26 protein-coding genes are annotated in these 26,743 nt (G+C 66.2%); 11 read left to right on the forward strand and 15 right to left on the reverse strand.

All coding sequences use genetic code 11. From position 1 onward, the window contains the following. Nucleotides 1-29: 29 nt before the first annotated feature. Nucleotides 30-1,136, reverse strand: a complete 1,107-nt coding sequence (locus R2601_RS02535; protein ID WP_007793065.1) for an extracellular solute-binding protein — start codon at nt 1,134-1,136, stop codon at nt 30-32. A gap of 120 nt (nt 1,137-1,256) precedes the next feature. Then, on the reverse strand, nt 1,257-2,357 hold the full coding sequence (locus R2601_RS02540; RefSeq protein ID WP_007793068.1) for an ABC transporter ATP-binding protein: 1,101 nt from the start codon (nt 2,355-2,357) through the stop codon (nt 1,257-1,259). A gap of 422 nt (nt 2,358-2,779) precedes the next feature. On the opposite strand from R2601_RS02540, the gene R2601_RS02545 reads away from it, so the two are divergent. Genes R2601_RS02545 through R2601_RS02555 form a run of 3 tightly spaced genes read left to right on the forward strand, consistent with a single transcriptional unit; the run spans nt 2,780 to nt 5,779 of the window. Beyond that, on the forward strand, nt 2,780-3,976 hold the full coding sequence (locus R2601_RS02545) for a M24 family metallopeptidase (protein ID WP_007793070.1): 1,197 nt from the start codon (nt 2,780-2,782) through the stop codon (nt 3,974-3,976). 10 nt (nt 3,977-3,986) lie between these two features. Continuing rightward, entirely contained in the window at nt 3,987-5,141 is a 1,155-nt protein-coding gene (gene argE / locus R2601_RS02550) for an acetylornithine deacetylase (RefSeq protein WP_007793072.1), read from the forward strand. Further along, complete coding sequence (locus R2601_RS02555) at nt 5,138-5,779, forward strand: GntR family transcriptional regulator (RefSeq protein ID WP_007793075.1); 642 nt, start codon at nt 5,138-5,140, stop codon at nt 5,777-5,779. The genes argE and R2601_RS02555 overlap by 4 nt, the downstream gene beginning before the upstream one ends. 292 nt (nt 5,780-6,071) lie before the next feature. Here R2601_RS02555 and R2601_RS02560 read toward each other — a convergent pair whose 3' ends face one another. Next, nucleotides 6,072-7,112 carry an NAD(P)/FAD-dependent oxidoreductase gene (locus R2601_RS02560; RefSeq protein WP_007793078.1) on the reverse strand — a complete coding sequence of 347 codons (1,041 nt, stop codon included), beginning with the start codon at nt 7,110-7,112 and terminating at the stop codon, nt 6,072-6,074. A gap of 47 nt (nt 7,113-7,159) precedes the next feature. Between R2601_RS02560 and mnmC2 the strand changes: the two genes are divergently transcribed. Both mnmC2 and R2601_RS02570 read left to right on the forward strand, forming a co-directional pair. After that, nucleotides 7,160-7,831: a tRNA (5-methylaminomethyl-2-thiouridine)(34)-methyltransferase MnmC2 gene (gene mnmC2 / locus R2601_RS02565; RefSeq protein ID WP_007793081.1), complete on the forward strand. Its 672-nt coding sequence runs from the start codon at nt 7,160-7,162 to the stop codon at nt 7,829-7,831. Then, entirely contained in the window at nt 7,831-8,697 is an 867-nt protein-coding gene (locus R2601_RS02570) for a DMT family transporter (protein ID WP_007793084.1), read from the forward strand. Before mnmC2 ends, R2601_RS02570 begins: the two co-directional genes overlap by 1 nt. Nucleotides 8,698-8,895: 198 nt before the next feature. On the opposite strand, the gene R2601_RS02575 is transcribed toward R2601_RS02570, so the two are convergent. The 5 genes from R2601_RS02575 to R2601_RS02595 form a co-directional block, all read right to left on the reverse strand. Next, nucleotides 8,896-9,495 (reverse strand): superoxide dismutase, encoded by a 600-nt coding sequence (locus R2601_RS02575; protein WP_007793087.1) that lies wholly within the window; start codon nt 9,493-9,495, stop codon nt 8,896-8,898. Between the two features lie 78 nt (nt 9,496-9,573). Beyond that, on the reverse strand, nt 9,574-10,179 hold the full coding sequence (locus R2601_RS02580) for a sarcosine oxidase subunit gamma (protein ID WP_007793089.1): 606 nt from the start codon (nt 10,177-10,179) through the stop codon (nt 9,574-9,576). Then, nucleotides 10,172-13,210 (reverse strand): sarcosine oxidase subunit alpha family protein, encoded by a 3,039-nt coding sequence (locus tag R2601_RS02585; RefSeq protein ID WP_007793092.1) that lies wholly within the window; start codon nt 13,208-13,210, stop codon nt 10,172-10,174. The genes R2601_RS02580 and R2601_RS02585 overlap by 8 nt, the downstream gene beginning before the upstream one ends. 100 nt (nt 13,211-13,310) lie before the next feature. Continuing rightward, nucleotides 13,311-13,634 carry a sarcosine oxidase subunit delta gene (locus R2601_RS02590; protein WP_007793096.1) on the reverse strand — a complete coding sequence of 108 codons (324 nt, stop codon included), beginning with the start codon at nt 13,632-13,634 and terminating at the stop codon, nt 13,311-13,313. Nucleotides 13,635-13,688: 54 nt separating this feature from the next. Further along, the gene (locus R2601_RS02595) at nt 13,689-13,913 is read right to left on the reverse strand and encodes a hypothetical protein (RefSeq protein WP_007793099.1); all 225 of its coding nucleotides are present in this window, start codon (nt 13,911-13,913) and stop codon (nt 13,689-13,691) included. Between the two features lie 224 nt (nt 13,914-14,137). Here R2601_RS02595 and R2601_RS02600 point away from each other — a divergent pair, with 224 nt between their 5' ends. Then, nucleotides 14,138-14,554 carry a hypothetical protein gene (locus R2601_RS02600; RefSeq protein ID WP_007793103.1) on the forward strand — a complete coding sequence of 139 codons (417 nt, stop codon included), beginning with the start codon at nt 14,138-14,140 and terminating at the stop codon, nt 14,552-14,554. A 29-nt stretch (nt 14,555-14,583) separates the two neighbouring features. On the opposite strand, the gene R2601_RS02605 is transcribed toward R2601_RS02600, so the two are convergent. Continuing rightward, nucleotides 14,584-15,828, reverse strand: a complete 1,245-nt coding sequence (locus R2601_RS02605) for a sarcosine oxidase subunit beta family protein (RefSeq protein WP_007793106.1) — start codon at nt 15,826-15,828, stop codon at nt 14,584-14,586. A 183-nt stretch (nt 15,829-16,011) separates the two neighbouring features. On the opposite strand from R2601_RS02605, the gene ccmI reads away from it, so the two are divergent. The 3 genes from ccmI to R2601_RS02620 all read left to right on the forward strand — a co-directional run bounded on the left by ccmI (nt 16,012) and on the right by R2601_RS02620 (nt 18,045). After that, nucleotides 16,012-17,250 carry a c-type cytochrome biogenesis protein CcmI gene (gene ccmI, locus R2601_RS02610; RefSeq protein ID WP_007793109.1) on the forward strand — a complete coding sequence of 413 codons (1,239 nt, stop codon included), beginning with the start codon at nt 16,012-16,014 and terminating at the stop codon, nt 17,248-17,250. A gap of 94 nt (nt 17,251-17,344) precedes the next feature. Next, entirely contained in the window at nt 17,345-17,821 is a 477-nt protein-coding gene (ruvX, locus tag R2601_RS02615; protein WP_007793111.1) for a Holliday junction resolvase RuvX, read from the forward strand. Next, nucleotides 17,818-18,045 (forward strand): DUF1289 domain-containing protein, encoded by a 228-nt coding sequence (locus tag R2601_RS02620; RefSeq protein ID WP_007793115.1) that lies wholly within the window; start codon nt 17,818-17,820, stop codon nt 18,043-18,045. Before ruvX ends, R2601_RS02620 begins: the two co-directional genes overlap by 4 nt. Before the next feature lie 3 nt (nt 18,046-18,048). On the opposite strand, the gene R2601_RS02625 is transcribed toward R2601_RS02620, so the two are convergent. The 3 genes from R2601_RS02625 to dusA form a co-directional block, all read right to left on the reverse strand. Continuing rightward, the gene (locus R2601_RS02625; RefSeq protein WP_007793118.1) at nt 18,049-19,122 is read right to left on the reverse strand and encodes a calcium-binding protein; all 1,074 of its coding nucleotides are present in this window, start codon (nt 19,120-19,122) and stop codon (nt 18,049-18,051) included. 158 nt (nt 19,123-19,280) lie between these two features. Further along, entirely contained in the window at nt 19,281-20,102 is an 822-nt protein-coding gene (locus tag R2601_RS02630) for a sulfite exporter TauE/SafE family protein (protein WP_007793121.1), read from the reverse strand. An 80-nt stretch (nt 20,103-20,182) separates the two neighbouring features. After that, nucleotides 20,183-21,190, reverse strand: coding sequence for a tRNA dihydrouridine(20/20a) synthase DusA (gene dusA, locus R2601_RS02635; protein ID WP_083793886.1), 1,008 nt, complete (start codon nt 21,188-21,190; stop codon nt 20,183-20,185). Nucleotides 21,191-21,298: 108 nt separating this feature from the next. Between dusA and R2601_RS02640 the strand changes: the two genes are divergently transcribed. Both R2601_RS02640 and R2601_RS02645 read left to right on the forward strand, forming a co-directional pair. After that, on the forward strand, nt 21,299-22,474 hold the full coding sequence (locus tag R2601_RS02640) for a tyrosine-type recombinase/integrase (protein WP_007793126.1): 1,176 nt from the start codon (nt 21,299-21,301) through the stop codon (nt 22,472-22,474). A gap of 374 nt (nt 22,475-22,848) precedes the next feature. Then, entirely contained in the window at nt 22,849-24,201 is a 1,353-nt protein-coding gene (locus R2601_RS02645) for an IS1380-like element ISRssp9 family transposase (protein WP_076611136.1), read from the forward strand. Between the two features lie 362 nt (nt 24,202-24,563). Here the strand turns inward: R2601_RS02645 and R2601_RS27675 are convergent, their stop codons facing one another. The 3 genes from R2601_RS27675 to R2601_RS25740 form a co-directional block, all read right to left on the reverse strand. Then, the gene (locus tag R2601_RS27675) at nt 24,564-24,863 is read right to left on the reverse strand and encodes a transposase (protein ID WP_375360179.1); all 300 of its coding nucleotides are present in this window, start codon (nt 24,861-24,863) and stop codon (nt 24,564-24,566) included. Nucleotides 24,864-25,004: 141 nt separating this feature from the next. Beyond that, a complete protein-coding gene (locus R2601_RS02650) occupies nt 25,005-26,030 on the reverse strand; it encodes an IS110 family RNA-guided transposase (protein WP_007793130.1) in 1,026 nt (341 codons plus the stop codon). Continuing rightward, a protein-coding gene (locus R2601_RS25740; protein ID WP_375360168.1) for an IS5 family transposase occupies nt 26,009-26,721 on the reverse strand; the annotation gives its coding sequence in 2 pieces (ribosomal slippage) (nt 26,009-26,397 and nt 26,397-26,721; 714 coding nt in all). Before R2601_RS25740 ends, R2601_RS02650 begins: the two co-directional genes overlap by 22 nt. Nucleotides 26,722-26,743: the final 22 nt, after the last annotated feature.

Genomic DNA, 26,743 nt, shown 5'->3' on the forward strand with positions numbered 1-26,743 from the left:
CCCCTTCCCTGTCAGATCAGCCGGAGCGCTTATTGCGCCAGCCAGGACTGGAACTTGGCGTCGATGTCATCGCGGTAGTCGGCCCAGAACTCGTAGTTGTAGAGCAGGGTGTTTTCCGCGTTGGCCGGATCGGTCGGCATGTGCGGCGCCATTTCGATGCCGAGCTCCGCGTGCTCTCCGACCAGCGGTGCCGAGGACTGACGCGCCGGACCGTAGGAGATGTACTTGGCCTGGTCGGCCAGACGCTGGGTGTCGGTGGCGAACATGACGAAGTCCTTCACCCGTGCGAGGCTCTCGTCGGAGAGGCCGGTCGGAATGATCCAGCCATCGAGGTCGAACACCTGCATGTCCCAGAGCATGCCCACCGGCTGGTCCTGCTCCTCGATCACCGAGAACAGACGGCCGTTATAGGTCGAGCCCATGATGACTTCGCCGTCGGCGAGCAGCTGCGGCGTGTCGGCGCCGGCGGACCACCACACGGTCTCGTCCTTGATGGAGTCGAGCTTGGCGAGCGCGCGGTCCTGACCTTCCGGGGTCTCGAGAACGTCGTAGATCTCGTCCTTGGCGACGCCGTCACAGTACAGCGCCCACTCCATGTTGTTGATCGGACGGCGCTCGAGAGCGCGCTTGCCCGGGTAGGCCTCGAGGTCGAACAGCGCGCAGATGTCGGTCGGCGCGGTGTCGCCCACGAGGTCGGTGCGGTAGCCGACGGTGGTCGAATAGACGATCTGCGGGATGAAGCAGTCGGACACGATCAGGTCGCCGAAATCGTCCTCGGCGGAGGTGCCGTCGTCGCCTTCGGCGAGCAGGTCCTCGGGGTCGTATTCCATCGCCAGGCCTTCGTCGCACAGGCGGATGGCGTCGGCCGCCACCACGTCGACGAGATCCCAGGTGATGTTGCCGGCTTCGTTCATGGCACGCAGACGCGCCACGGCTTCGTTCGAGCTCTCATCCCACGAGACGCTCACGTCCGGGTGCATCTCGAGATAGGGCTTCACATAAGCTTCGTCCTGGCTGCGCTGGTAAGCGCCGCCCCAGGAAACAAGCGTCATGCTGTCGGCCATATCCTGTGCAGCCACCGCGCCGGCGGACACGGTCAGCGCCGTCGAGGCCAGAAGCGTCTTGGTCAGTTTCATAGGTAACTCCCTTTTCAACCCGTCATTTTATGAGGACGACGCCCGGGTTGCGGCACCGACCTCGTGGAGAATGCCGCCGCGGCGAGGATCCGCAGATCCGCCGCGGCCGCAATTCACAATCTACTGCGCGTCGAGCGCGCGGCAATCCTCGGGCAACCAGCCGATGGTGACATCCTCGCCCGGCTTGAGCCGCACCTGGTCGGGGCGGTTGCGCGTCTTGATGACGAAATCCTCGTTGCCGGCGACGCTCAGCCGCGTCCGGAAGATATCGCCCATGTAGATGAATTCCTTCACCTTTGCCTTTAGCGTGTGGGCACCCTCGCCAAGCTCGGGATTGACCTCGACCCGTTCGGGCCGGATCGAGACGCGGGTGCGTTCGCCAACCTTGCTGACGTTGACCGGCATGGCGTCGATCATCTCGCCACCGTCGAGCTGGACCGTGCAGCGACCGCCGCTGATCTCCTTGACCACGCCCTCAAGCGTGTTGTTCTCGCCGATGAACTGCGCCACGAAGCTGTTCTGCGGCGCCTCGTAAAGCTCGTCTGGCGGTGCCAGCTGCTGGATGCGGCCATCGTCGAACACGGCGACGCGGTCCGACATGGTCAGCGCCTCGGTCTGGTCGTGGGTCACGTAGACCACCGTGATGCCCAGACGGTGCGCCAGGTCGGTGATCTCGAACTGCATCTTCTCGCGAAGCTGCTTGTCGAGCGCGCCGAGCGGCTCGTCCATGAGCACCAGCTCGGGCTCGAACACCAGAGCGCGCGCCAGCGCGATCCGCTGCTGCTGACCGCCCGAAAGCTGCGCCGGACGGCGGCCTCCGAAGGCCCCCATCTCGACCATGTCGAGCGCGCGCATCACCTTCTTCTCCCGCTCGGACTTGCCGATCTTGCGCACTTCCAGAGGGAAGGACAGGTTCTCGGCAACGGTCATGTGGGGGAAGAGCGCGTAGTTCTGGAAGACCATCCCGATGCCGCGCTTGTGAGGCGGGATGTTGTTGATGCTGACCCCGTCGAGCTTGATCTCGCCATGTGTGGCGGTCTCGAACCCGGCCAGCATCATCAGGCAGGTTGTCTTGCCCGATCCGGACGGCCCGAGCATGGTCAGGAACTCGCCCTTTGGCATGTTGAGGTTCAGGTCTTTGACGACGAGTGTCTCGCCATCATAGCTTTTCTGAACACGTTCAAAGGCGACGAACGCGTCGCTTGTCCCGGTATCTGGCAAATCCGGCTCCCCGTTGATGTCTCGCGGATTGTCCCCGCTGTCTTGTGGGTCAAACTAAACCGCGTCCGACCACGTCTTGCAACCGCATAGACGCGAGAGAAAGCCTAGCCCCGGCAACACGGGAGATCCGGTGCCGAAAGCGGCACTTTGCAGCCAAAAACGCCACTCTGGCAGCCGGCGCCGGTACATTCGACTTCGATCTTCGAGGCGCCTTACGCTACGGAACCCACCCTCCCGTGGGTGCCCCTTCTGCCATTTTCCGGAATTCCGGCGCGGTTAGCGCCCACAAGTGCACAACTTCTGACCACCCGCGCGGAATTTCAGCGCCACCATCCCATGAGCGACGCGTGATGTCGGTTTTTGACAGCCACAGTTGTGCACAACTGTCTAGCTGGGGCGAAGACCACCCCCGGAGACCGCCCATGGACCAGCACCGATTCCAGAAAGACCTGCCCTTCTCCGAGGCCGAGTATGAACGACGTCTCGCCAAGACCCGCGCCGCCATGGAAAAGGCTGGCGTTGAGGTTCTGCTGGTCACCGACCCGTCGAACATGGCCTGGCTCACCGCCTATGACGGCTGGTCGTTCTACGTGCATCAGGGCGTGTTGGTGTTCCACGATGCCGACCCAATCTGGTGGGGCCGCAACCAGGACACAAACGGTGCCGTGCGCACCGTCTGGATGGGCGACGACCGGGTCATCGGCTATGCCGACAACTACGTGCAGTCGACCGAGCGCCACCCGATGGAAGATCTCGCCCAGCGCCTGATCGGCATGGGGCACGAGGGCGCGCGGCTCGGCGTCGAGATGGAGAATTACTACTTTTCCGCCAAGGCCTTCATGGCGCTGGCCGACAGCCTGCCCAGCGCCACCATCGTCGACGCCACCGCGCTGGTGAACTGGCAGCGCAACATCAAGTCCGCCGAAGAGATCGCCTTCATGCGCAAGGCGGCGCGAATCTCGGAAAAGATCGTCGACGGCCTGCTCGAGCGGGTCGAGCCCGGCGTGCCGAAGAACGAGGTGGTGGCCGAGATCCAGCGTGACGCCATCCTCGGCGTGGGCGACGACTGGGGCGACTACGCCTCCATCGTGCCGCTGCTGCCCTCGGGCTCGGATGCCGCCGCCCCGCACCTGACCTGGGACGGGCGGCCGTTCAAGAAGGGCGAGGCCACCTTCTTCGAGATCTCCGGCTGCTACCGCCGCTATCACGCGCCGCTTTGCCGGACGATCTTTCTCGGCCAGCCACCCGACCTGTTCCTCGCCGCGGAGGACGCGCTGGTCGAAGGGCTCGAGGCCGGGCTCCAGGCCGCCCGCGCCGGCAACCGCGCCTGCGACATCGCCAACGCGCTGGCCGCGCCGCTCGAGCGCGCCGGGATCGAGCGCGGCGCCCGCTGCGGCTACCCCATCGGCCTGTCCTACCCTCCGGACTGGGGCGAGCGCACGATCTCGCTGCGCGCCGAGGACGAGACCATCCTGCAGCCCGGCATGACCTTCCACTTCATGCCCGGCCTGTGGATGTCGGACTGGGGCCTGGAAATCACCGAATCGATCCTGATCACCGAAGACGGGGCGGCGGAATGCTTCTGCGACCGTCCCCGCCAGATGTTCGTCAAAGCCTGAGGAGCCAACCATGCTGAAAGAGACCGAAGCGATTCTCGCCGACCTCATCTCCTTCCCCACCGTGTCGAGCGACAGCAATCTCGACATGATGGCGTGGATGGCGAACTGGCTGGAACATCATGGCGCGAAGGTCGAGCTCTTCGCCGACGCCAGCGGCGCCAAGGCCAACATGTTCGCCACCATCGGCCCCGACGTGCCGGGCGGCGTGGTGCTGTCGGGCCATTCCGACGTGGTGCCGGTGACCGACCAGGTCTGGCACTCCAACCCGTTCCACCTGACCGAGCGCGACGACCTGCTGCTCGGCCGCGGTGCCTGCGACATGAAAGGCTTCATCGCCGCCGCCATCGCCATGGCCGATCCGCTGTCGCAGACACCGCTGAAGCGCCCGGTACACCTGTGCTTCACCCATGACGAAGAGGTCGGCTGCATGGGCGCCCGCGCCCTGGTGCCCGAGCTCGAGCGCCGCGGCTACGCGCCACGGATGGCCATCGTGGGTGAGCCGACCGACATGAAGATCATCGAGGGCCACAAGGGCTGCTGCGAATACACCTGCCGCTTCCACGGGCTCGAAGGGCACGGCTCGGCCCCCGCGCGCGGCGTCAACGCGGTGGAATACGCGGTGCGCTACGTCACCCAGCTGATGAGCCTGGCCGAGCAGCTCAAGACCCGGGTGCCGGCCAATTCGCGCTTCGATCCGCCCTGGACCACGGTCAATGTGGGCCGGCTCTATGGTGGCGTGGCGCACAACGTCATCCCCGGCTTCGCCGAGGTCGACTGGGAGATGCGCCCGGTGCAGTCGGGCGACGCGCATTTCGTCAAGGATGCGCTGGAAGCTTATGTCGAAACCGAGCTGCTCCCGGCGATGCGCAAGGTGAACCCGGAGGCCCGCATCGAGACCCAGGTGATCGGCGAGGTGGCCGGGCTCGAGCCGATGTCCGACAATGCCGCCCGCGATCTGGTGGCGCAGCTCACCGGCAATGACGACTGCGGCGTGGTGCCATTCAGCACCGAGGGCGGCCTGTTCCAGGAAATGGGCATGTCGGTGGTGATCTGCGGCCCGGGCTCGATCGCGCAGGCCCACAAGCCTGACGAGTTCGTCTCGCGCCAGCAGCTGTCGCAATGCCTGACCATGCTGGAGGGCATCGGGCGGAGCGTCGCCGCGTGAGCACCGCCGCGGCGCGCCACCAGCGCCTGCATTCAGAACTGCGCGAGCGCATCTGCCTGCTCGACTACCCGCCGGGCACCAAGCTCTCGGAAGAGGCGCTGGCGGCCGAGTTCGGCACCTCGCGCACGCCGCTGCGCCGGGTGCTGGCGCGGCTCGAAGACGAGGGGCTGGTGGAAAGCCGCCACGGCATCGGCACGCTGGTCACCGATGTCGACATGGCACTGATGGCGCAGGTCTACGATCTGCGCCTGCACCTGGCCGCGCTGGCAGGCCAGCTCGACCCGCTGCCGGTGACCCCCGGGGTGAGGGCCGAGATCCGCGATTTCGTCACCCGCGGCGAGGCGCTGCTCGCCGCCCCCGATCCGCGCGCCTTCGCCGCGCTCAACAGCGCCTACCACCGCTTCGGCCTGTCGCTCACCGGCAACGCCCCCCTGCGCGAGACCGCGGCCCGGCTCTACTACCTCACCGCCCGGATCTGGCTGACCTCGATCCCGCGCATGAACCTGACCTCGGAATGCGCCATCTTCCTCGGCGAGATGCGCGAAACCGAAACCGCTCTCGCAGCCGGAGACACCGCCGCCGCCGCCCTGATCCGCCGCGCCCACATCTCGATGAGCGTTCACCGCATGACCCGCTGAGCCACCGCCGCCACACCGCTCCATCTTCTCTGGTTCGAAAATACCTCGGGGGGAGTCGCAGCTCCGCTGCGGCGGGGGCGGCGCCCCCTCACCGCGCTGCAAGTGGCGCAACGCTCCGCACAGCTTCGCGCGCCCGGCTTTGCCAGCCCTTCAACGGTGCGACGCTTCAAGCAGCGCAGCCCCCCAAGCTTCTTCTGGCCAGAAATATCCCGGGGGAGGCCGCGGCACGCGGACGGGGGCAGCGCCCCCATCCCCCCTCTCCAACCTCCAAGGCGTCAGGACATCGCCCGAACTACAGCGAATCCTCGACCCGGAACCCCTGCGGGATCCCATCCTGCCCGTTCAGCATAAGGTCCGCCATCACCCCGGCCACCTTCGGCGCCATGCCGAAGCCGATCTTGAAGCCGCCATTGGCGATGAAATGCCCCTCCCGCCCGGGCCAGCCCCCGAGCATCGGCGCCCGGCTCTTTGCACGGGGCCTCACTCCGGCCCAGCGCTCGACCACCTCGGCACCATGCAGGAGCGGCATCGCCGTCACCGCGCGCTCGACCAGCGCCTCGCATTGATCGTCGCAGGAGGTCGGGTCTTCGAAGTCGCGCTCCGAAGTCGAGCCGATCGCCACGGTGCCGTCGTGATGCGGCACGATGTGCAAACCGCCGGCAAAGACCTGAGGCGCATCGCCAGCATCGAACCGCAGCAGCGCCGACTGGCCCTTCACACCCGCCCCCACCGGCTTGCCCAAGGCCTCCGAGAGCGCGATCAGCCCCTGCCAGCCGGTGGCCCAGAGCACCTGCCCGGCATCCTCGGCCTCGCGCACCACCTCGACACCCATCGCCGAGAGCGCCGCCACCAGCGCCGCCGAGGCGCGCCGCGGCGACATCCGGGCGCTGAGCGTGTCGCGGATCAGCCAGCCCGTGGGGGTCAGCGGCGCGAAGGGCCCGGCCTCCTCGGCGCGGATCACCTCCCAGACCGCGGCCTCGCCCCAGAGGTCTCGCGCCGTGATCTCGCGTCCGCGCGCCAATTCAAGCCCCTTGTCGTCGGCCACCGGCTGCAGCCGGCCGCTGCGGGCGTAGTCGGGCGAGACGCCGCCCACCGCCTCGACCTCGGCCCAGAAGGCTTCGGCCATCAACAGGCTCTCGAGCTGGAACGCCTTCTTCGGGTTCCAGTTCTCCGGCACGTGCGGGGCCAGCGCGCCGACGATGCCGCCGCTCGATCCGGCCCCCGGCCCGTACGGGTCGACGACCTGGACCGTTGCCCCGGCCCGGGCGCAGGCCCAGGCGATCGAGAGGCCGAAGATCCCTGCCCCGCGCACTGTCACGTCGATGCTTGCCATTCGTCTGCCCTCCGGTCATGGTCGCGCCAGTTCTAGGACAGACCATCATGACGAACCAGCCCGACGCCCCTCTCTGGCGCGACGGCGAGGTGCCGGTGTCGCCGCGCTTCGACGATCCGTATTTCTCGCTCGAGAACGGCCTCGCCGAGACCCGACACACCTTCCTCGCCGGCAATGATCTTCCCGCCCGTTTCCGCGACGGCTTTCACGTGGCCGAGCTGGGCTTCGGCACCGGGCTCAACCTGCTCGCCACGCTGCAGATCTGGCGCCAGAGCGGCACCGCCGGGACGCTCCATTTCACCAGCTTCGAGGCCTTCCCGATGACCGGCGCGGACATGATCCGCGCCCAGTCGGCCTTTCCCGAGCTGTCCGCCATCGCCGATGAGCTGGCGCCGTTCTGGCGCGACGGGGCGCGCGAGATCGACCTGCCCGACCTGCGCTTCCGCATGGTGGAAGGCGATGCCCGCCTTGCCCTGCCCGCATGGCAGGGCGAGGCGGATGCGTGGTTTCTCGATGGCTTCTCGCCCGCCAAGAACCCCGAGCTCTGGGGCGCGGACCTGATGGAAGAGGTCGGCCGTCACACTGCGCCGGGCGGCACCATTGCCACCTACACCGCAGCCGGCCACGTGCGCCGCGCACTCGAGGCGGCAGGGTTTGCAGTCGCCCGTGTGCCCGGCTATGGCCGCAAGCGACACATGACGCGCGCGGAGCTGGCCTGATGGCGGAACAGAACACCAAATTCGGCATCTGGCTGATGGTCCTGACGACCTTCGTCTTTGCCCTGCAGGACGGCATCTCTCGGCACCTGTCGGACAGCTACAACGTCTACATGGTGGTGATGATCCGCTACTGGTTCTTCGCCGCCTTCGTCATGGCCATCGCCGGGCGGCAGGCGGGCGGGCTGAAGGCCGCCGCTGCCACCACGCAGCCGTGGCTGCAGATCTTCCGCGGCGTGCTGCTGGTGGCCGAGATCTGGGTGATGATCACCGCCTTCGTGCTGCTGGGCCTCACCGAGAGCCACGCCGTCTTCACCGCCTACCCGCTGCTCGTGGCGGCGCTGTCGGGGCCGATCCTCGGCGAGAAGGTCGGCTGGCGACGCTGGTCGGCCATTGGCGTGGGCTTCATCGGGGTCGTCATCATCCTGCAGCCCTCGGGCGGTGTGTTCTCGCCTCACGCCGCCGTGCCACTGGTGGCGGCGCTGATGTTCGCGCTCTACGGATTGCTGACCCGCTACGTGGCCCGGCGCGACACCGCCGCGACCTCGTTCTTCTGGACCGGGGTTTCGGGCGCGGTGACCGCGACGCTGGTGGGCGCGTGGTTCTGGGAGCCGATGAGCGCACCGGACTGGGGCTGGATGGCGCTGCTCTGCATCACCGGCGCCAGCGGACATTACACGCTGATCAAGTGTTACGAGGTGGCCGAGGCCTCGGCGGTCCAGCCTTTCGCCTACCTGCAGCTGGTGTTCGCCTCGGCCCTCGGCATGACCGTGTTCAACGAGACGCTGCGGCCCAACGTGGCGATGGGCGCGGTGATCATCGTGGCGGCGGGACTGTTCACCCTCTGGCGTGAGCGGGTGAAGCGCTAGGGCGCCTGTGGCCTCAGGCTCGGGCCCTGTCGAGCATCGGGCAGCCGGGGTCGTGAAGGCCAGCTGCATGCTGAGCACGGCGCATTCCTGAGGCCCGGAGGCGGCACCGGTCCTGATCACAGCGCCTCCCGGACCGACAAAAGAAAAGCCCCGCGCACTGCGCGGGGCTTCGTCCTGTCAGGAACAGGTCGGTCGCGATCACATGCGCGAGGCGACGTTTTCCCAGTTGACCAGGTTGTCGAGGAAGTTGGCCAAGTAGGCCGGGCGCTTGTTGCGGAAGTCGATGTAGTAGGAGTGCTCCCACACGTCGCAGCCCAGCAGAGCGGTCTGGCCGAAGCACAGCGGGTTCACGCCGTTCTCGGTCTTGGTGATCTTCAGGCCGCCATCGGCGTCCTTGACCAGCCATGCCCAGCCCGAGCCGAACTGCCCGGCGCCGGCTGCCGAGAAGTCTTCCTTGAATTTGTCGACCGAGCCGAAGCTCTCTTTTAGGGCCGCTTCAAGCTCGGACGGCATGGCGTTGTCGCCGGAGCCCATCATTTCCCAGAACTGGGTGTGGTTCCAGTGCTGCGAGGCGTTGTTGAACAGGCCCGATTGCGCCACGGCGCCAGCTTCGTAAGTGCCTTTCACGATCTCTTCCAGCGACTTGTCAGCCCACTCGGTGCCGTCGATCAGCTTGTTCAGCGTGGTGACGTAGGTGTTGTGGTGGATGTCGTGGTGGTACTCGAGCGTCTCCTTGGACATGCCCTTGGAGGCAAGCGCGTCGTGTGCGTAGGGGAGATCGGGAAGTTCGAAAGCCATGGTGTTACCCTCTTGGTCCGAGTGAATTTGTATACCATTCCTAGACCCACGTTCAGCGAGGTCAAGGAGTGTCATGGTTTAAACGTGCGATGACGCGTCCTGTTCCGAAATCGCCTCGCGCGTGTGGTGGTGCACCTCTCCGCCGGGCCCAGCTGCCAGCGACAGCACCTGGAAGGCGTAGTCGGCTACCGAGCGGAACACGAAGACCTGCGCTTCGCTCGCGCTGCGCAGCCAATAGCCCGCCGCCACCTGCGCCAGCCGCGAGCGCCGGACCATACCGGGGGTAAAGGCGTCCGGCGAGATGTCGGCCGGCGTCACCTTGGAGAGCACGTCGCGCAGATGCGGGCCGCTCAGCCGGAACTGGGCGCGGGCGTCAGAAACATCGGTGATCGCGATGAACCAGCCCTCGAACGTGGTGTTCAGCCGCGCGAGCATCTCCGGCACCGCATCATAGGGCAGAAGCAGCAGAAGCTCGTCATGCGCCATCCAGAGCAGCGCCCGGTCGCCCTCCTCCACCGCCGAGAGCGGCTCGGGGATGCCGAGGCCCAGCAGCTCGCCAAGCTTCGCGCGGTAATCGTCCGAGACCTCGCAGCGCAGGGAGATCTGGCCCTGCGGCGGCAGCGCCTCGATCGAGATCAGGCCCTCGGAGCGGGCGCCCGCCATCGGTGCCATCACATCAGACATCCTGTTTCTCCCCTTTCGGATCAAAGAACACCGGGCTCACGATCTTCGCCTCGACGGTGGTCAGCTCGTCGCGGGTCTCGTCCTGTGTCTCGGCGGTGAACGAGAGCACCTCGCCCATACGGTCGGGCCCGTGTTCGACCAGCCCCATGGCGATGCCCTTGTTCAGCGTCGGCGAGAAGTAGGTCGAGGTCACGCGGCCTTGCGTGTTGCGCTGGCCGTTGGCGTTCTTGCCCGCCGCGATGGCATAGGCGCCATCAGGCAGCACCGAGCCGTCGAGTGTCTCGAGCCCGACCAGCTGCCAGCGGCCATCGCGCGCCATGTCGGGGCGCTGCTGCGCGCGCTTTCCAAGGAAGTCCTCTTTCTTCTTCGAGATCGCCCAGTGCAGGCCAAGATCCTGCGGGATCACCGTGCCGTCGCTCTCGTCGCCGATCATGATGAAGCCCTTCTCGGCCCGCATCACGTGCAGCGCCTCGGTGCCGTAGGGGGTGATGTTCCACTCTGCCCCGGCCTCGAGCAGCTTGCCCCAGAAGGCGCGGCCGCGATTGGCCGGCACCGCGATCTCGTAGGACAGCTCGCCCGAGAACGAGATGCGGTAGACCCGCACCGGGGTGTCGGCGAGCCTGCCATCCGCCCAGGTCATGAACGGCATCGCCTCCTTCGAGACATCCATGCCGCCGAGCTTTTCCAGCAGCTTGCGGGCATTGGGGCCGACCACGGCGATCTGGGCGTATTGCTCGGTCAGGTTGGCGGTGTAGACCTTCCAGTCCCACCATTCGCATTGCAGCCAGTCTTCCATGTGGGCGTGAACGTGATCCGCGCCGCCGGAGGTGGTGTGGCAGAGCCAGCTGTCCTCGGAGAGCCGCACCACGACACCGTCATCCATCAGGAAGCCGTTCTCGTTGCACATGAGGCCGTAGCGGCATTTGCCCACCGGCAGGGTCGACATCATGTTGGTATACATCATGTCGAGGAACCGGCCCGCGTCAGGCCCCTTTACGAGGATCTTGCCAAGTGTCGAGGCGTCGAGCAGGCCGAGGCTCTCGCGGGTGGCGCTGATCTCGCGATTGACGGCGGCGTGACGGCTTTCGCCCGGGCGCGGGTAGCAATAGGGCCGGCGCCACTGGCCGACAATCTCCCACGCCGCGTTGTTGGCCTCGTGCCAGTCCTGCATCGGGGTGCGGCGCAGCGGCTGAAACACCGCGTCTCGCGCCTCGCCGGCGATGGCGCCGAAGCTGATCGGCGTGTAGGGCGGGCGGGAGGTGGTGGTGCCAGTCTGCGGGATGGGCGCGCCGAGCGCATCGGACAGGATCGCCAGACCGTTGATGTTGCTCAGCTTGCCCTGATCCGTGGCCATGCCGAGCGTGGTGTAGCGCTTGGCGTGCTCGACGCTTTCATAGCCCTCGCGCGCGGCGAGCTGAACGTCGGACACTTTCACGTCGTTCTGATAGTCGAGAAAGGCCTTCATGCGCAGATCGGCGCGGGCGCCCTGCGGCATCAGCCAGACTGGCAGCAGCGGTGCTTCCGCGGTGCTCTCGGCCTTCGGCACCGGGCTTTCCTCGAAGCCGCAGCCCATGGCCTCGATCGCCGCCTTGCCGGCGCCGTCGGCGCAGGCCAGCGCCTCCTGCAGCCCGAGATGGCCATTGGCCGATCCTGCCGCAATCACGAAGGGCTTGCCATCGGCACCGGTGGGCGCGCGGGAGGGGTCGGGGCGGAAGAAGGCGCCGTCGGCGTCCCATGTCAGCTTGCCGCCGCAATGCGACCAGAGATGCACCACCGGCGACCAACCGCCGGACATCGCCACCGCGTCGCACGCGATCTCCTCGAGCATCGAGCCGCCGCCGGCCTGATCGCAGATCGCCACGCCGGTGACCCGGGCGCCGCCCAGCACCTTGGAGATGCCGCGGGCAGGCTCGACCCGGATGCCGAGATCGCGCGCCTCCTGCATCAGCGCGCCGCCCCCCATCGGGCGGGCGTCGAGGATCGCCGGCACGTCGAGGCCGCTCTGCTTGAGCAGGATCGCGGTGCGGTAGGCGTCGTCATTGTTGGTGACCACCACGGTGCGGTCGCCGGGGGCGACACCGTAATTGACCACGTAATCGCGCACGGCAGAGGCCAGCATCACGCCCGGCACGTCGTTGCCGGCAAAGCTCAGCGGGCGCTCGATGGCGCCGGTGGCGGAGACGATCTGTTTGGCGCGGATGCGCCAGAGCCGATGTCGCGGCCCCTGCGCGCCCGGCCTGTGGTCGGTGACGCGCTCATAGCCCAGCGCGTAGCCGTGATCGTAAACGCCTGCCCCCATGCAGCGCAGCCTCAGCCGGACATTGTCCATCGCCTCGAGCTCGGCGACGGTCTGCGCGACCCATGCCTCGGGGGCGAGCTCCTCGATGGTGCCGCCGTCGACCGGCGCTCGGCCGCCCCAATGAGCGGCCTGCTCCATGAGCAGCACCTGAACCCCGGCATGCGCGGCGTTGCGCGCCGCCTGCAGCCCGGCCACGCCACCGCCGACGATCAGCACGTCGGTATGGGCATGGAAATGCTCGTAGCGGTCGGCGTCACGCACCTCCGGGTGGGGCGCCTTGCCGAGACCGGCGGATTGCCGGATCACCGGCTCGTAGACGTATTTCCAGAACGACCGCGGCCAGAGGAACGTCTTGTAGTAGAACCCGGCCGGCAGGAAGCGCGCGAGCTTGGCGTTGATCTCGCCCACGTCGAAGGCGAGGCTCGGCCAGTGGTTTTGGCTCTCGGCCACCAACCCGTCGAAGAGCTCGGTGGTGGTGGCGCGCTGATCCGGCTCGAACCGCGCCCCCTGCCCGAGTCCCACCAACGCGTTCGGCTCCTCGGCACCAGACGCGACGATGCCGCGCGGGCGGTGGTACTTGAAGCTTCGGCCCACCAGAAGCTGGTCTCCGGCGAGCAGGGCCGAGGCCAGCGTGTCGCCCTCGAAGCCAGTGAAGCGGCGGCCGTTGAAGGTGAAGCCGATCTGTTTGCCGCGATCGGTGAAGCGGCCGCCCGTAGCGAGACGCGTGCTCATGCCCAAGCTCCCGAGATGTTGCGAGCGGGGGCGGGGGCTGTCTGCCCCCTCGCGCGACGGGGCGCGCTCCCCCCGAGGATATTTTCGGCCAGAAGAAGCATCAGAGCGCCTCTGCCCAGCCCGGGTGACGGGCGGTGATGCGGTCGACGATCTCCTGCGGCGGCGCGTGGGTCTGGGCCGCGTAGGTGCCGTAGACCTCCATGGTGACGCTGTCGCGCGCGGCGAGGAACCACTTTCCACAGCCATAGGCGTGGCGCCAGCGCTCGAGCACGACCCCGCGCGGGTTGTCGCGGGTGAAGAGATAGGTCTCGAGCGCCGCGTCGGAACTGCCGGGGCCTTCGCGTTTCAGATGCGCCTCGCCGCCGGGGGCGAGCTCGATCTCGGCGGCGTCGACGCCGCAGCAGGGGCAGTGGAGGATCAGCATGCGAAGGCTCCTTTTGCGACACCACGAGGCAGCGGCGGCGCGATGCCCCCTGCCCTAGAGGTCGTCGAGATTTTCCAGGGCATTGGCGGCATTGTCGAGCGCCGAGGCGCCACCTTCTGTCGGCACCGGGACGCGAACGCCGATGCCCGGCGATCCGGTCGCGCCGGGGGCAAGCAATGTGTAGAGCAGCACGGCGAGCACCACCGAGAGCACCACGGCGAAGAGGACGGGCGCGAGGCGACGGCCGGGGGCGCGCCGCGGCGCGGGACGATCTGACATTCGGGCGCTCCTTCGCTGCCTGAGGATGTCAGTCGAACGCGTGTCACGCGCCGGGCGTTCCGTCCCGGGCACGCCGCATCCTGCGCCCATTCCCGCGCCAGCTGCGCAAAAGACGGGCAGATTCGCGGATTTTCATGCTGAGCCGGCGCGATCCCGGGTCGGATCACGTTGTTTTCTCGTTCGGCCCCTAGATTGGTCCCGAGGCAACAAGAACGAGAAACTCCATGAGCAGGCTGACCACCCTTACACTCACGAGCCACCGCGGCCGGGACTACCCGGTCGAGCTGTTCTCTCCCGATACCGGTTTCACCGATACCGGCGCGGTCTACCTCTACCTCAAGCTGCCCGAGGGCCGCTCGCGGCAGGTTCAGGTGTTCTATGTCGGCGAGACCTGCGCGCTCGACGCGCAGCTGGCCGAGGACCGTCGCCCCGGCGGCCCTTGGGAACGCGCCGAGGCACTCGGCTTCGACGCCATCGGCGGGCTGGCGCTGGCCCGCCCCGAGGATCGGGCGATGATCGCGGCCGAGTTCATCCACAGCTGGCGCCCGCCCTGCAATGACGGCCACGGCGCGCTGGCCGGGCTCGCAGGCCTCGCCGCCCCCGCGCCGTTCCGCGTGAAGCGGGCGATGGTCGGCAAGTAACACCACCGGGAAAGGATCGCGCGGGGCGGTCAATGCGCCACCCCCGCCGCGACGCTCTCGTCGATGAAGCGGCCCTCGCGGAAGCGGTCGAGGCCGAACTCGGCGGTCAGCGGCGAGTGTCCCTTGGCCATGAGCTCGGCAAAGCCCCAGCCCGAGCCGGGGATCGCCTTGAAGCCGCCGGTGCCCCACCCGCAATTGATGAAACAGCCCTCGAGCGGGGTCTTCGACAGGATCGGCGAACGGTCCCCGGTCACGTCGACGATGCCGCCCCATTGCCTCAGCATCTTGAGTCGCGAGATCATCGGGAAGGTCTCGACCAGCGCCCGCACCGTCTCCTCGATGTGCTGGAAGCTGCCGCGCTGGGTGTAGTTGATGTACCCGTCGGTGCCGCCGCCGATCACCATCTCGCCCTTGTCGGACTGGCTCATGTAGCCGTGCACCGTGTTGGCCATGACGACCACGTCCATGCAGGGCTTGATCGGCTCGCTGACCAGCGCCTGCAGCGACACGCTCTCGAGCGGCAGCCGGAAGCCGGCCTTCTCGGCCAGCACGCCGGAATGGCCCGCCACCACGATGCCGAGCTTGTTGCACGAGATCTCTCCGAGCGAGGTCTCGACCCCGGTGACCTTGCCGCCGGTCTGGCGCACCGCGGTGACCTCGCAGCCCTGCAGGATGTCCATGCCCATGTCGGAGCAGGCGCGGGCGTAACCCCAGGCCACCGCATCGTGGCGCGCGGTGCCGGCGCGGGCTTGCCAGAGCGCGCCCAGAACCGGGTAGCGGGGCCCGTCGATGTTCATGATCGGGCAGAGCCGCTTGACCTCGCGCGGCGAGATCATCTCGGTGTCGATGCCTTGCAGGCGGTTGGCATGCGCGGTGCGCTGGTAGCCGCGCAGCTCGTGCTCGGTCTGCGCCAACATCATCACGCCGCGGGGCGAGAACATGACGTTGTAGTTGAGATCCTGGCTCAGCCCCTCGTAGAGCGAGCGCGCCTTCTCGTAGAGGGCCGCGGACGGGTCCTGAAGGTAGTTCGAGCGGATGATCGTGGTGTTGCGTCCGGTATTGCCGCCGCCGAGCCAGCCCTTCTCGAGGATCGCCACGTTGCGGATGCCGAAATTCTTCCCGAGGTAATAGGCAGTGGCGAGCCCGTGCCCGCCGGCGCCGACGATGATCACGTCGTAATGGGTTTTCGGCTTGGGCTTGCCCCAGGCACGGCCCCAGCCGGTGTGGTAGCGGGCCGCCTCGCGGGCGATGGCAAATGCGGAATAACGCTTCATCAATCCTCGAATCCGGGGCGCGGCAATGCCCCTGTACAACCAAGATCAGCACGGGAGGCGCCCCGACCGCAACCACATCGACGCCTTCGTGACCCGCCACCGGCAATCCGTCGCGCCCTTGAGGCCTTTTTTCCTGCGGCCGCTGCCTATACATGAGGGGCGGACAAAGGGACGGAGACAGCATTGACCCTCTTCTGGATCGTGGCGGGCGCGGTGGTGCTCGTGGTAGCGGCGCTGCTGGTGATGGCACTTCTGCGCGGCGAGCGTGCAACCGGGCCGGCCGAGGCCTATGACCTGCAGGTCTATCGCGACCAACTGCGCGAGATCGAGCGCGACGCGGCCCGTGGCACCATCGCCCCGGAAGAGGCGGAGCGACTGAAGACCGAGGTCTCGCGCCGCATTCTCGCCGCCGATGCGCGGATCCAGGGCGGTGCGGCGTCGGCCAGCCGCGGCAGCGGTCCCGGCAAGGTGATGGCGGCGGTGATCGTGCTGGCGCTGATCGGTGGCAGCTCCCTGCTCTACCTGCGGCTCGGCGCGCCGGGCTACGGCGATCTCGGCCTCCAGGCCCGCATCTCGGCGGCGCAGGAGGCACGGGCCAACCGGCCCTCGCAGGACGAGGCAGAGGCCCAGCTCCCGGCCCAGCCGCCGGTCGAGGCGCCGGAGGACTACCTCGCTCTGGTCGAGCGCCTGCGCACGGCGGTCACCGAACGCCCCGACGACATCCAGGGCCACATTCTGCTGGCCCGCTCAGAGGCGGCGCTCGGCAACTATGCCAAGGCCTACGCCGCGCAACGCCGGCTGATCTCGCTCAAGGGCGACAGCGTCAGCGCCAAGGATTACGCCGATCTTGCCGACATGCTGGTGCTCGCCGCCGGTGGCTACGTCTCGCCCGAGGCCGAGCAGGCGCTCGACGAGGTGATGCGGCGCGATCCCGACAACGGCGTGGCGCGCTATTATGGCGGACTGATGATGGCGCAGACCGGTCGCCCCGACACCGCCTTCCGGATCTGGGACAAGCTGCTGCGCGAAGGCCCCGCCGATGCCCCCTGGGCCGAGCCGATCCGCGAGCAGATCCCCGATCTCGCCTATGCCGCCGGCGTCAACGACTACGAGCTTCCTGCCGCTCCCGGCGCACCGGCCCTCGCCGGCCCTGGCGCGGCGGATGTCGAGGCCGCCTCCGAGCTCAGCGACGAGGACCGCCAGCAGATGATCGAGGGCATGGTCGACCGGCTCGGCGCCCGCCTCGCCGAACAAGGCGGCTCGCCCCAGGAATGGGGCCAGCTTCTCGGCGCGCTCGGTGTGCTCGGCCGCACCGAACAGGCCGCCGCGATCTGGCAGGAGGCCCAGGCGATCTTCGCAGCCCAGCCCGACGCGCTCGCCATCGTCCGCGCCGGGGCCGCCCGCGCCGGTGTCGTGGAATGACGCCCCCGTCTTCTCTGGTTCAAAAATACCTCGGGGGAGTCGCCCTCGGGCGACGGGGGCAGCGCCCCCTCCGACGCAACGAAAGCCACCTGCGATGATCCATGACGAGATCGAAGACTTCGCCGCCGCCCTGCCCCGCGACCGCGCCCTAGCCGGGCTCGACCTCGGCACCAAGACCATCGGCGTGGCGGTGTCCGATCGCCTGCTCACCGTCGCCACCCCGCTCGAGACGGTGAAGCGCAAGAAGTTCACCCTCGACGCCGAGCGCCTGCTCGAGATCCTCGTCAAGCGCGAGATCGGCGGCGTGGTGCTCGGGCTGCCGCGCAACATGGACGGCTCCGAGGGCCCGCGCTGCCAGTCGACCCGCGCCTTCGCGCGCAACTTCTCGCGGCTCTGGGACGGGCCGGTCACTTTCTGGGACGAGCGCCTCTCCACGGTCGCGGCAGAGCGCGCCCTGCTCGAGGCCGACACCTCGCGCGCCAAACGCGCCGAGCTCATCGACCATGTCGCCGCCTCCTACATCCTGCAGGGCGCGCTCGACCGGCTGCGCCACCTGAGGGCAAACGGATGAGCGATGATGTCTGGAAGCGCGACGAGATCGAAAGCCCCTGTATCAAGATCTGCGTCATCCACCCGGAAAGCCGGCTCTGCACCGGCTGCCTGCGCAGCATCGACGAGATCACCGCGTGGTCGCGGATGAGCCCCGACGCGCGCCGCGCGGTGATGCAGGAGTTGCCTTCCCGCGCCCCGCGCATCAGCAAGCGCCGCGGCGGCCGCGAGGGACGCCGCGGCTGAGGCTCACGCGCCCCGCACGATGATGTCGTCCGGCTGGATCTCCTCGGCGGTCTGGACGAAGATCGAGTAGGTCTGGCCGCCCGCGGTCAGGGCGATCTCCGTCAGGCTCCTGCCGTAGACTTCGCTGAAGGCCGGCTCGCCGATGACCAGCTCCGCGTCCTCGAGGTCCGGCCCCGGGACATCGAACAGGATCGCGTCCTCGCCGGGCAGGAAATCCAGCACCACCCCCGACATGCTGCGGTCCCCGGTCAGGTCGCCGACGAACAGGTCGCTGCCGGCCCCGCCATAGATCTCGATGCCCTCCGCCAGGATGACATCGTCGCCGGCATCGCCGCTGACATAGCCACCGGCACCGACATCGATGGTGTCGTTGCCCTCGCCACCCGAGGCGTAGATCGACGCGTCGATCCCGGTCTCGCCTGCCACGATCAGGTCGTCCCCCTCGCCCCCGAGCGCGTCGACATAGGCGTCCTCGTCGGTGAGGTAGATCGCGATCGTGTCGTTGCCCTGATCGCCCGAGACCTGCGCGTTGCTGTTGTCGACCAGCATCAGGTCATCCCCCAGCCCGCCATAGACCTCGTTGAAGGGCAGCTCGTCACCGCTTTCTTCGCTGATCACGATGGTGTCGTTGCCCTCGTCGCCCCAGGCGCGGTCGCCGCCAAGCCCGGTCTCGATCAGGTCGTCCCCCGCGCCGCCCTGGATCAGATCCGGCCCGACCCCGCCACGCAGGAGGTCGTTGCCGTCTTGGCCGTCGATCTCGTCGGCGCCCGCATTGCCCGCAAGGAAGTCGTTGCCGTCGCCGCCCAGAAGCGTGTCGTTGCCATCGTTGCCACGTACCCAGTCGGGGCCGCCAAGCGCGTCGATCAGGTCGTTGCCAGCGCCTCCCTCGACGGAGTCGGCATTGTCGGTGAGCACCGCGGAGTCGTCATCGTCGCCGAGCGTGCCGACGATCGGCTCTTCGGGATCCGTCTCCGGCGCATCAGAGTCGTCATCGCCACCACCGTCACCACCGTCACCGCTGCCAATCAGAGAAATTCCCAAGACACCAAGCGAAAGAAGCAAAAGAACTTCGAGCATTTTCAAATCCCTGTCCCGACCGATTTTCGGCCAGAGATCACGTTAACGAGATTTCTTCACACCGCGCCAGATTTTTCATCCGCGTCGATCAATCGACGCGACAATCACGCGATCCGGGCCGGATCACGTCATTTCTCTCCACATTATCAAGACGCTGTTCAGAAGAAAGACTTGCGCAGCATGTTGGCGGCCACCACCAGAATGAACACCGCAAAGGACCGGCGCAGGGTCTTCTCGTCGACCGCGTGGGCAAGCTTCGCGCCAAGCGGCGCGGTGATCAGGGTCATCGAGATGGCGATGAAGAAAGCGCCGAGATTGACCGATCCAAGCGTCAGCGGCGGTCGCACCTCTGCGGGCACCGGCACGAAGAGGAAGGCCAGCACCGAGGGCAGCGCGATCAGCAGGCCGAAGCCCGCGGCGGTGGCCACGGCGCGGTGCATCGGCACCGAGCACAGGGTCATCATCGGCACCCCGAAGCTGCCGCCCCCGATCCCCATCAGCACCGACAGGAAGCCCACGACCGGCGACAGCAGCGCCCGCATCCCACCGCCCGGCATGGCGCCCGAGAGCCGCCAGTCGCGGCGCCCGAATGCAAAGTAGAGACCGATGAAGATGGCGATGCAGCCGAACAGCGCCTGCAGGAAATCCGAGCGCAGCCGGGCCGCGGTCAGCACCCCGATCAGCGCGCCGATGGCGATGCCCGGCGCCCAGGCGCGCAGGATGCCCCACTCGACCGCGCCCTTCTTGTTGTGCGACAGCACCGAGCGGATCGAGGTGACGATGATCGTCGCCAGCGAGGTGGCAAGGCAGATCTGCATCACCTGTGGGCTGCCATAGCCGATGGTCTCGAAGGTGAAGAGAAAGGCCGGCACCAGAACGATGCCCCCGCCCACGCCCAGTAGCCCCGCGATCAGCCCGGCAAAGGCGCTGGTGACGACAAGCAGCCCGACAAGGGGCAGCAGCGTGGCAATGTCCGGCATGGGGGAGATCCTTGATCTGGTATACCAGCGGCTTAGTCCCCCGCCGCCGCGCGTGCAAGCCTTGCGCCGATGCGCGAAGCTCAGGCGGCCGCTGGCACCCGCGACAGCGCCTCTTCGACCAGCTCCGGCCCGGCGCCGTCGCGCGTGGCGCCCTCGGACAGCACCCGGCGCCACTGCCGCGCACCCGGTCGCCCGGCAAAGAGGCCCAACATGTGCCGGGTGATCTGGTGCAGCCTGCCGCCGCTGGCGAGGTGGCGCCCGATATAGGGCAGCATCGCCTGCACCGCCTCCTCAGGGGACACCGGCCCGGCCGCCTCGCCATAGATCCGGGCATCGGCATTGGCGAGGATGTCCCAAGGCTGGTGATAGGCGGCGCGCCCGATCATCACGCCGTCGAGCCCGTCGGCGAGCAGCGCCTCGGCGGTATCGAGATCTGTGATGCCGCCGTTGATCGAGACGTGCAGCTGCGGGAAGGCCCGCTTCATCTCGCGCACGATCTCGTAATCGAGCGGCGGGATATCGCGGTTTTCCTTGGGGCTCAGCCCCTGCAGCCAGGCCTTGCGGGCGTGGATCACCACGCGCTCGCAGCCCGCGCCCGAGATCTTCTGGAGGAAGTCGGGCAGCACGTCGCGCGGCTCCTGCTCGTCGACGCCGATGCGGCACTTGACGGTGACGTCGATCTTCACCGCCTCGCGCATAGCGGCGACGCAGTCCGCGACGAGCTCCGGCGACCGCATCAGCACAGCGCCGAACGTGCCCGATTGCACCCTGTCCGACGGGCAGCCACAATTGAGATCGATCTGATCATAGCCCGCCTGCTCGCCAAGCGTCGCCGCCCGCGCGAGCTCCTCCGGATCCGACCCGCCAAGCTGCAGCGCGACAGGGTGCTCCTCAGGGTTATAGTCGAGCAGATGCAGCGCCCCGCCGCGCACGAGCGCCGGGGCCGTGACCATCTCAGAATAAAGCAGTGCCCTCCGCGACAGCAGCCGGTGCAGATAACGGCAGTGCCGGTCGGTCCAATCCATCATAGGTGCAACCGACAAGCGGGACGCATTGAGAACACTATATTTTATTTTTTTATCAGCCATTTACCGCTCATCTATCCGCCCTGTTACCGTCTCATATGTTGTAATTCGCGCCGATTTTTGGCATGATTTACAACAAATGTTGTAACTTGAGCCAAATGTTGTAACCCCATGGGTACCATCATCAAGCGAAAGCGCAAAGACGGCTCCGCCGCCTGGCTTGCCCAGATCGCCGTTCGGCGGGCTGGAAAAACTGTCTGGCGCGAGAACCGGACCTTCGAGCTGCGTTCGACCGCCGCGGCCTGGATCGAGAAGCGCGAGAAGGACCTTGCCAAGCCCGGCGCTCTTGAAAACCTGCCCATCGGAGAGACCCGCCGCCGCGAAGTGACCCTCGGCGACGCAATCGACAAATATGTCGAAGACAGCGCGAAGGCAATCGGTCGGACCAAGGCGCAGGTTCTCAAGAGCATCAAGGAGTTCGACATCGCGAACAAGCTTTGCGCCCAAATCGACAGCGCCGACATCGTGGCCTTCGCTCAGGAGAAGCTGAAGACGGGTGTCTCGCCGCAAACCGTGGCCAACTACCTCTCCCATCTCAGCGCGGTCTTCACGGTGGCCGGTCCGGCCTGGAACTATCCGCTGGACGAACGCGCGATGCGCAATGCGATGATCGTCGCGAAGAAGCTAGGGCTGACGCAGAAGAGCCGCCACCGCGATCGCCGACCGACGCTGGACGAACTCGACCAGTTGATGGCGCATTTCCTCGATCGCTCGATCCGCCGCCCTTCCTCCGTCCCAATGCATCGCGTCATCGCCTTTGCGATTTTCTCAACACGACGACAGGAAGAGATCACGCGGATCACATGGGCGGACCTCGACAAGGACGGCAAACGCGTCCTTGTGCGCGACATGAAGAACCCCGGCGAGAAGATTGGCAACGACGTCTGGTGCGACCTGCCCGATCCGGCGCTGGCGATCATTGAGGCGATGCCGAAACACGCGAGCCAGATCTTCCCCTACTCCACCGATGCAATAAGCGCGGCCTTCACTCGGGCGACGCAGCTTCTCGGCATCGAGAATCTGCGCTTCCACGACCTGAGGCACGAAGGCGTCTCGCGCCTGTTCGAGATCGGCTACAACGTTCCTCACGCGGCTGCTGTTTCCGGCCACCGGTCATGGACGTCGCTCAAGCGCTACACCCATCTGCGCCAAACCGGCGACAAGTTCGCAGACTGGACCTGGAATGCCGAAGTCACAACACGAGACCCGAGGCAGCGCATGCGGCGTCCATCACGGCCAGGTTCTGCGACGCGGATCAGAATAAAACCGGTTCGACGCTCGGGCTGAAAAGGAGCGATTTTTTCAATCAGACAAATCGTACTTTGCCTCTTTCGTGAACATGTAGGAGCACCAATTGACTTGGAGACAGTGTCGTCGGTGGCGTTCACGTGTTGAACACCCTGCCAAAGGCAACCTGCTGATAGAACACGGCTGGACGTTGTCACCGGACCAGCAATCTCTTTTTGTTACGGGGGGCGATCTGAACGCCTCTCGGCGAATGCAGCCAATGACTGCGAGGCGTTGGTTGCGGGGGCGCGCAACTCGCGATACTTGCGATTGGTTTAGACCCAGATTTCCCAAGTGACCTGAACATTCCGCTCTGTTGATGGCCGTATTTCTGTTATTCTCCAGTTAGTTGGGCGGCATGAGGGCGACGTTTCATGGCTCACCTATCGGGTGCGGGGTCTCGGGACGATCTGAGGCTGGATTTCGACCGGCGGGTGCGGCTGGAGTTCCGGGGATCGCAGCTCAGTTCGGATGGTGGCCTGCTGATCGTCCGGGAACTCGATGATGCGCTCGGACTGTCCGATCTGACGAGCGCAGCGCTGGTCGACAATCGAACGGGTGCTAACCGAGTTCACCAGTTGGCCGGGCTGTTCCGTCAAGCCGTCTATGGTCGCCTCGCCGGATACGAAGACGTCAACGACGCCGAGCGGCTGGCCCATGACCCGGCGATGCGGCAGGTGGTCGGTCACCGCGCCATCGATGGGCAGGCCGCGTCAACGTCGCAGATGAGCCGGTTCGAGACCGAGGGGCTGGCGACAGAGAGCAACCGCGCGGCGCTCGCCGATCTGAGCGGCCAGTGGATCGACCGCTCCCTCGACCGGGCGGGTCTGAAGTACATCGTGCTCGACATGGATAGTTCGGTCAGCCCGACCCACGGCGAGCAGGAGGGCACCGCGTGGAATGGCCATTTCGGCTGCGCCTGCTACCACCCGCTCTTCCTGTTCAACCAGTTCGGGATGCTGGAACGCTGCTCCCTGCGCCCTGGAAACGTCCACAGCGCCGACGGCTGGAAGGCGGTTCTGGAGCCGGTGATGCAGCGCTACGCCGACCGCGACATGCTGAAGTTCTTCCGCGCGGACGCCGCATTCGCGCTGCCCGATCTGTACAAGACGCTGGAGGCAGCGGGGTACTTTTACGCGATCCGGCTGCCCGCGAACGCCGTTCTGCAGGAGCATATAGCGCATCGGCTGAAGCGCCCGGTCGGACGGCCACCGAAGCACGCCCGACGGTTCTACGAGGACTTCGAGTATCAGGCGAAGAGCTGGGACAAGCCGCGCCGCGTGGTCGCGAAGATCGAGTGGCATCCGGGCGAGTTGTTCCCTCGCGTCGGTTTCGTGGTGACCAACCTGCCGATGGACCCCGAGTGGATCAGCGGGTTCTACAACCGTCGCGGCACCGCCGAGCAGCACATCCGTGAGGGCAAGTACGCCATCCGCTGGACGCGCCTGTCGTGCCGCCGGTTCCGGGATAACGAGGTGCGGCTCCAGCTGCACGCGCTGGCGTACAACCTCGCCGTCTTCCTCGCTCATGTCGGCCTGCCAGAGCCCATGTCGGCATGGTCGCTTACCAGCCTGCAGCTCAAGCTCATCAAGATCGGCGCGCGGGTTGTTCGGCATGCCCGCGCCATCATCTTTCAACTTGCCGAGGTCGCGGTGACAGGGCCGATGGTACGCGCCGTCATTGCCGCAATCCAACGGCTGCGGGCGCCTCCAGCGGCGACATGCTGACTGCGCTGACCATCAAGATCGAAGAAACCCGGCTCGACCATTGCGTCTGCGGCCTGCAGTCGATGGGCATCTGGCTGCCAATGGCGTCCGACAAGGGCCCCCGTCCGGGGCGTAGGCTGATCACCCACGGCGTCTCCGTTCGAAAAAAACGTTGTCAGGGCGTGGTGCATGCGGCACCATGGCCCTCAACGAAGCCAACTTGGGAAAGACCGGTTAGAGGGTCGTCCCGCGAGTTGCGTAGGATTCGCGGGCGCGGCGTAGAGATGTGCGGGGCGCGCGATTTCAGCTTTCTCGACTACAGAGAAGCGCGCCGATATGCCTTCTGCACACGATCCGCAAATGAGACTCCCTAGGCTCAGGACTCATAGCCAATAGATGACAGTTGCGGCGAGAGCGATGGCTGAGAAGAAGGCCTTTGGGCATCTGTCATATCTGGTCGCGACACGGCGCCAGTCCTTGAGCCTGCCGAACATGATCTCGATACGGTTCCGGCGTTTGTAGCGGCGTTTGTCCCTTGCCCGGCAGGGCATTGCGCAACAATGTCCCGTGTATGGACGCCCCCGGGGCTGCAAGCGATTTTTTGACTTTGGCAACAGCATTGCGGTCGAGTTCCTTCGTGTATCCGGCCTCTGGTTGCGACCTTCAATGCCGCGGGCCCTCATGGTGAGTTCGAGGAACAGGTCCAAAACGAGAGGCCGTAGTACAAGCTACTCGGGACATTACTGGTTTTCCCATTCCTGATCTCGTCGACGCTTTGCCATGACCTCCATTCAGAACCACCGCACCCCAGCCTGCCTTCGCGCTCAGGCGTTGGCAGGGGTCTCGTAGACGCCGCCATGAGCCATGATCGCCCAGGCCATCCGCGCCATCTTGTTTGCCAGCGCAACTGCAACCAGCATTTTAGGTTTGCGAGCCAACATACGGGCCAGCCACGACCCATCTGGCGCGCCGCCGCGTTTTTGCGCGGCTTGGATCGCGGACATTGCACCGATGATCAGCAAACGCCGCAGGTCGCGCTGACCCATTTTTGATATCTTGCCCAGCCTTGTTTTACCGCCCGTAGAATGCTGGCGTGGTGCCAGCCCGATCCAGGCTGCGAAGTCGCGCCCCTTGCTGAACATCTCTGGCGGTGCCGCCAGCACGGCAATCGATACCGCCGTCACCGGGCCGATCCCCGGCATGGTCATCAACCTGCGCGCCACATCGTCCTGTCGGGCAATCTGTCGAAGTTGCCGGGTCAGCGCGTCAATGCGCGCGCTTAGCCCGGCGATGAGATCGAAGAATATTTGGCAAAGGCCGGTGACTTCGGGCGGCAATCGTTCTCCATTCTCAGCCACAGCCTTTTCCAACCGAGGCAGATGCTGAGGGCCTTTCGGCGCGACAATCCCATGTTCAGCCAGATGCCCTCGCAATGCGTTGATCGCCTGGGTACGTTGCCCTGTCAAAAGATCGCGGGTCTTGAGTACCATCGACTGACCTTGTTGCTCGGTTGTCTTGGTCGTCACAAAGCGCATGGTCGGTCGGGACGCTGCTTCAGCGATGGCTTCGGCATCATTCGCATCGTTCTTTTGCCGCTTCACATAGGGTTTGACGTATTGCGGGGCGATGAGCCTGACATCGTGGCCAAGTCTGGAAAGCTCCCGGCTCCAGTGATGCGCACCCGCGCAAGCCTCCAAAGCGATGGTGCAAGGCTCAATCTGACCGAAAAACTCTAGCACCCGCCCTCGCGGCAACGCCTTGCTAAAGACCTTAGATCCATTTGCCGCCGCGCCATGCGCGTGAAACGAACTCTTGGCAATATCCAGCCCTACAATGCTAACCTTCTCCATGGACGCTTCCTCCTCGTAGCGAATTTCGACACCGCTACCTTGGCACAGCGATGCCGTGAGGGGGCGTCCACACCATCAAGAGGGTATTTCACGGTTGTTTTGCGTTGTTTCCGACCCGGGATGCAGGCGCGTATCCCTTTGTCTTGCAACGCTTCTCGGAACCAATCGGCGTCGTAGCCGCGATCCCCGAGCAGCCAGTCGACATCGGGCAGGCTGCTGAGCAACGCTCGCGCCCCGATGTAATCACTGACTTGGCCAGCGGAGACGAAGAAACTGATCGGGCGGCCGTTGCTGTCGCAGATGGCATGCAGCTTGGTGTTCATGCCGCCCTTGGTGCGACCGATCAGGCGGCCACGCCCCCCTTTTTCGCGCCCAGGCTGGACGCGGTGCGATGTGCCTTCAGGTACGTCGCATCAATCATCACCGTTTTCTTCTCGCCGTGCTCGGCAGCCAACCCGGCCATCATGTGAGCAAAGATGCCTTTGTCGCTCCATCGCTTCCAACGATTGTAGAGCGTCTTATGAGGGCCATACTCTTTCGGCGCATCCCGCCAGCGTAAGCCATTACGGTTTATGAAGATAATCCCGCTCAGCACACGTCTATCATCGACGCGAGGCTTGCCGTGGGACTTCGGGAAATAGGGTTCAAGACGCGCCATCTGCGCGTCGTTCAGCCAGAAGAGATCAGACATGTCACCGCTCGTTTTCCGAACG

Source organism: Salipiger bermudensis HTCC2601 (assembly GCF_000153725.1).
Taxonomy (GTDB): domain Bacteria; phylum Pseudomonadota; class Alphaproteobacteria; order Rhodobacterales; family Rhodobacteraceae; genus Salipiger; species Salipiger bermudensis.

What these genes read in the sequence shown, in the direction of transcription:
- R2601_RS02535 (WP_007793065.1), bottom strand. Translation starts at nt 1,136, where the DNA reads ATGAAACTGACCAAGACGCTTCTGGCCTCGACGGCGCTGACCGTGTCC.
- R2601_RS02545 (WP_007793070.1), top strand. Translation starts at nt 2,780, where the DNA reads ATGGACCAGCACCGATTCCAGAAAGACCTGCCCTTCTCCGAGGCCGAG.
- argE (WP_007793072.1), top strand. Translation starts at nt 3,987, where the DNA reads ATGCTGAAAGAGACCGAAGCGATTCTCGCCGACCTCATCTCCTTCCCC.
- R2601_RS02560 (WP_007793078.1), bottom strand. Translation starts at nt 7,112, where the DNA reads ATGGCAAGCATCGACGTGACAGTGCGCGGGGCAGGGATCTTCGGCCTC.
- mnmC2 (WP_007793081.1), top strand. Translation starts at nt 7,160, where the DNA reads ATGACGAACCAGCCCGACGCCCCTCTCTGGCGCGACGGCGAGGTGCCG.
- R2601_RS02570 (WP_007793084.1), top strand. Translation starts at nt 7,831, where the DNA reads ATGGCGGAACAGAACACCAAATTCGGCATCTGGCTGATGGTCCTGACG.
- R2601_RS02575 (WP_007793087.1), bottom strand. Translation starts at nt 9,495, where the DNA reads ATGGCTTTCGAACTTCCCGATCTCCCCTACGCACACGACGCGCTTGCC.
- R2601_RS02580 (WP_007793089.1), bottom strand. Translation starts at nt 10,179, where the DNA reads ATGTCTGATGTGATGGCACCGATGGCGGGCGCCCGCTCCGAGGGCCTG.
- R2601_RS02585 (WP_007793092.1), bottom strand. Translation starts at nt 13,210, where the DNA reads ATGAGCACGCGTCTCGCTACGGGCGGCCGCTTCACCGATCGCGGCAAA.
- R2601_RS02590 (WP_007793096.1), bottom strand. Translation starts at nt 13,634, where the DNA reads ATGCTGATCCTCCACTGCCCCTGCTGCGGCGTCGACGCCGCCGAGATC.
- R2601_RS02595 (WP_007793099.1), bottom strand. Translation starts at nt 13,913, where the DNA reads ATGTCAGATCGTCCCGCGCCGCGGCGCGCCCCCGGCCGTCGCCTCGCG.
- R2601_RS02600 (WP_007793103.1), top strand. Translation starts at nt 14,138, where the DNA reads ATGAGCAGGCTGACCACCCTTACACTCACGAGCCACCGCGGCCGGGAC.
- R2601_RS02605 (WP_007793106.1), bottom strand. Translation starts at nt 15,828, where the DNA reads ATGAAGCGTTATTCCGCATTTGCCATCGCCCGCGAGGCGGCCCGCTAC.
- ruvX (WP_007793111.1), top strand. Translation starts at nt 17,345, where the DNA reads ATGATCCATGACGAGATCGAAGACTTCGCCGCCGCCCTGCCCCGCGAC.
- R2601_RS02620 (WP_007793115.1), top strand. Translation starts at nt 17,818, where the DNA reads ATGAGCGATGATGTCTGGAAGCGCGACGAGATCGAAAGCCCCTGTATC.
- R2601_RS02625 (WP_007793118.1), bottom strand. Translation starts at nt 19,122, where the DNA reads ATGCTCGAAGTTCTTTTGCTTCTTTCGCTTGGTGTCTTGGGAATTTCT.
- R2601_RS02630 (WP_007793121.1), bottom strand. Translation starts at nt 20,102, where the DNA reads ATGCCGGACATTGCCACGCTGCTGCCCCTTGTCGGGCTGCTTGTCGTC.
- dusA (WP_083793886.1), bottom strand. Translation starts at nt 21,190, where the DNA reads ATGGCTGATAAAAAAATAAAATATAGTGTTCTCAATGCGTCCCGCTTG.
- R2601_RS02640 (WP_007793126.1), top strand. Translation starts at nt 21,299, where the DNA reads ATGGGTACCATCATCAAGCGAAAGCGCAAAGACGGCTCCGCCGCCTGG.
- R2601_RS02645 (WP_076611136.1), top strand. Translation starts at nt 22,849, where the DNA reads ATGGCTCACCTATCGGGTGCGGGGTCTCGGGACGATCTGAGGCTGGAT.
- R2601_RS27675 (WP_375360179.1), bottom strand. Translation starts at nt 24,863, where the DNA reads ATGAGGGCCCGCGGCATTGAAGGTCGCAACCAGAGGCCGGATACACGA.
- R2601_RS02650 (WP_007793130.1), bottom strand. Translation starts at nt 26,030, where the DNA reads ATGGAGAAGGTTAGCATTGTAGGGCTGGATATTGCCAAGAGTTCGTTT.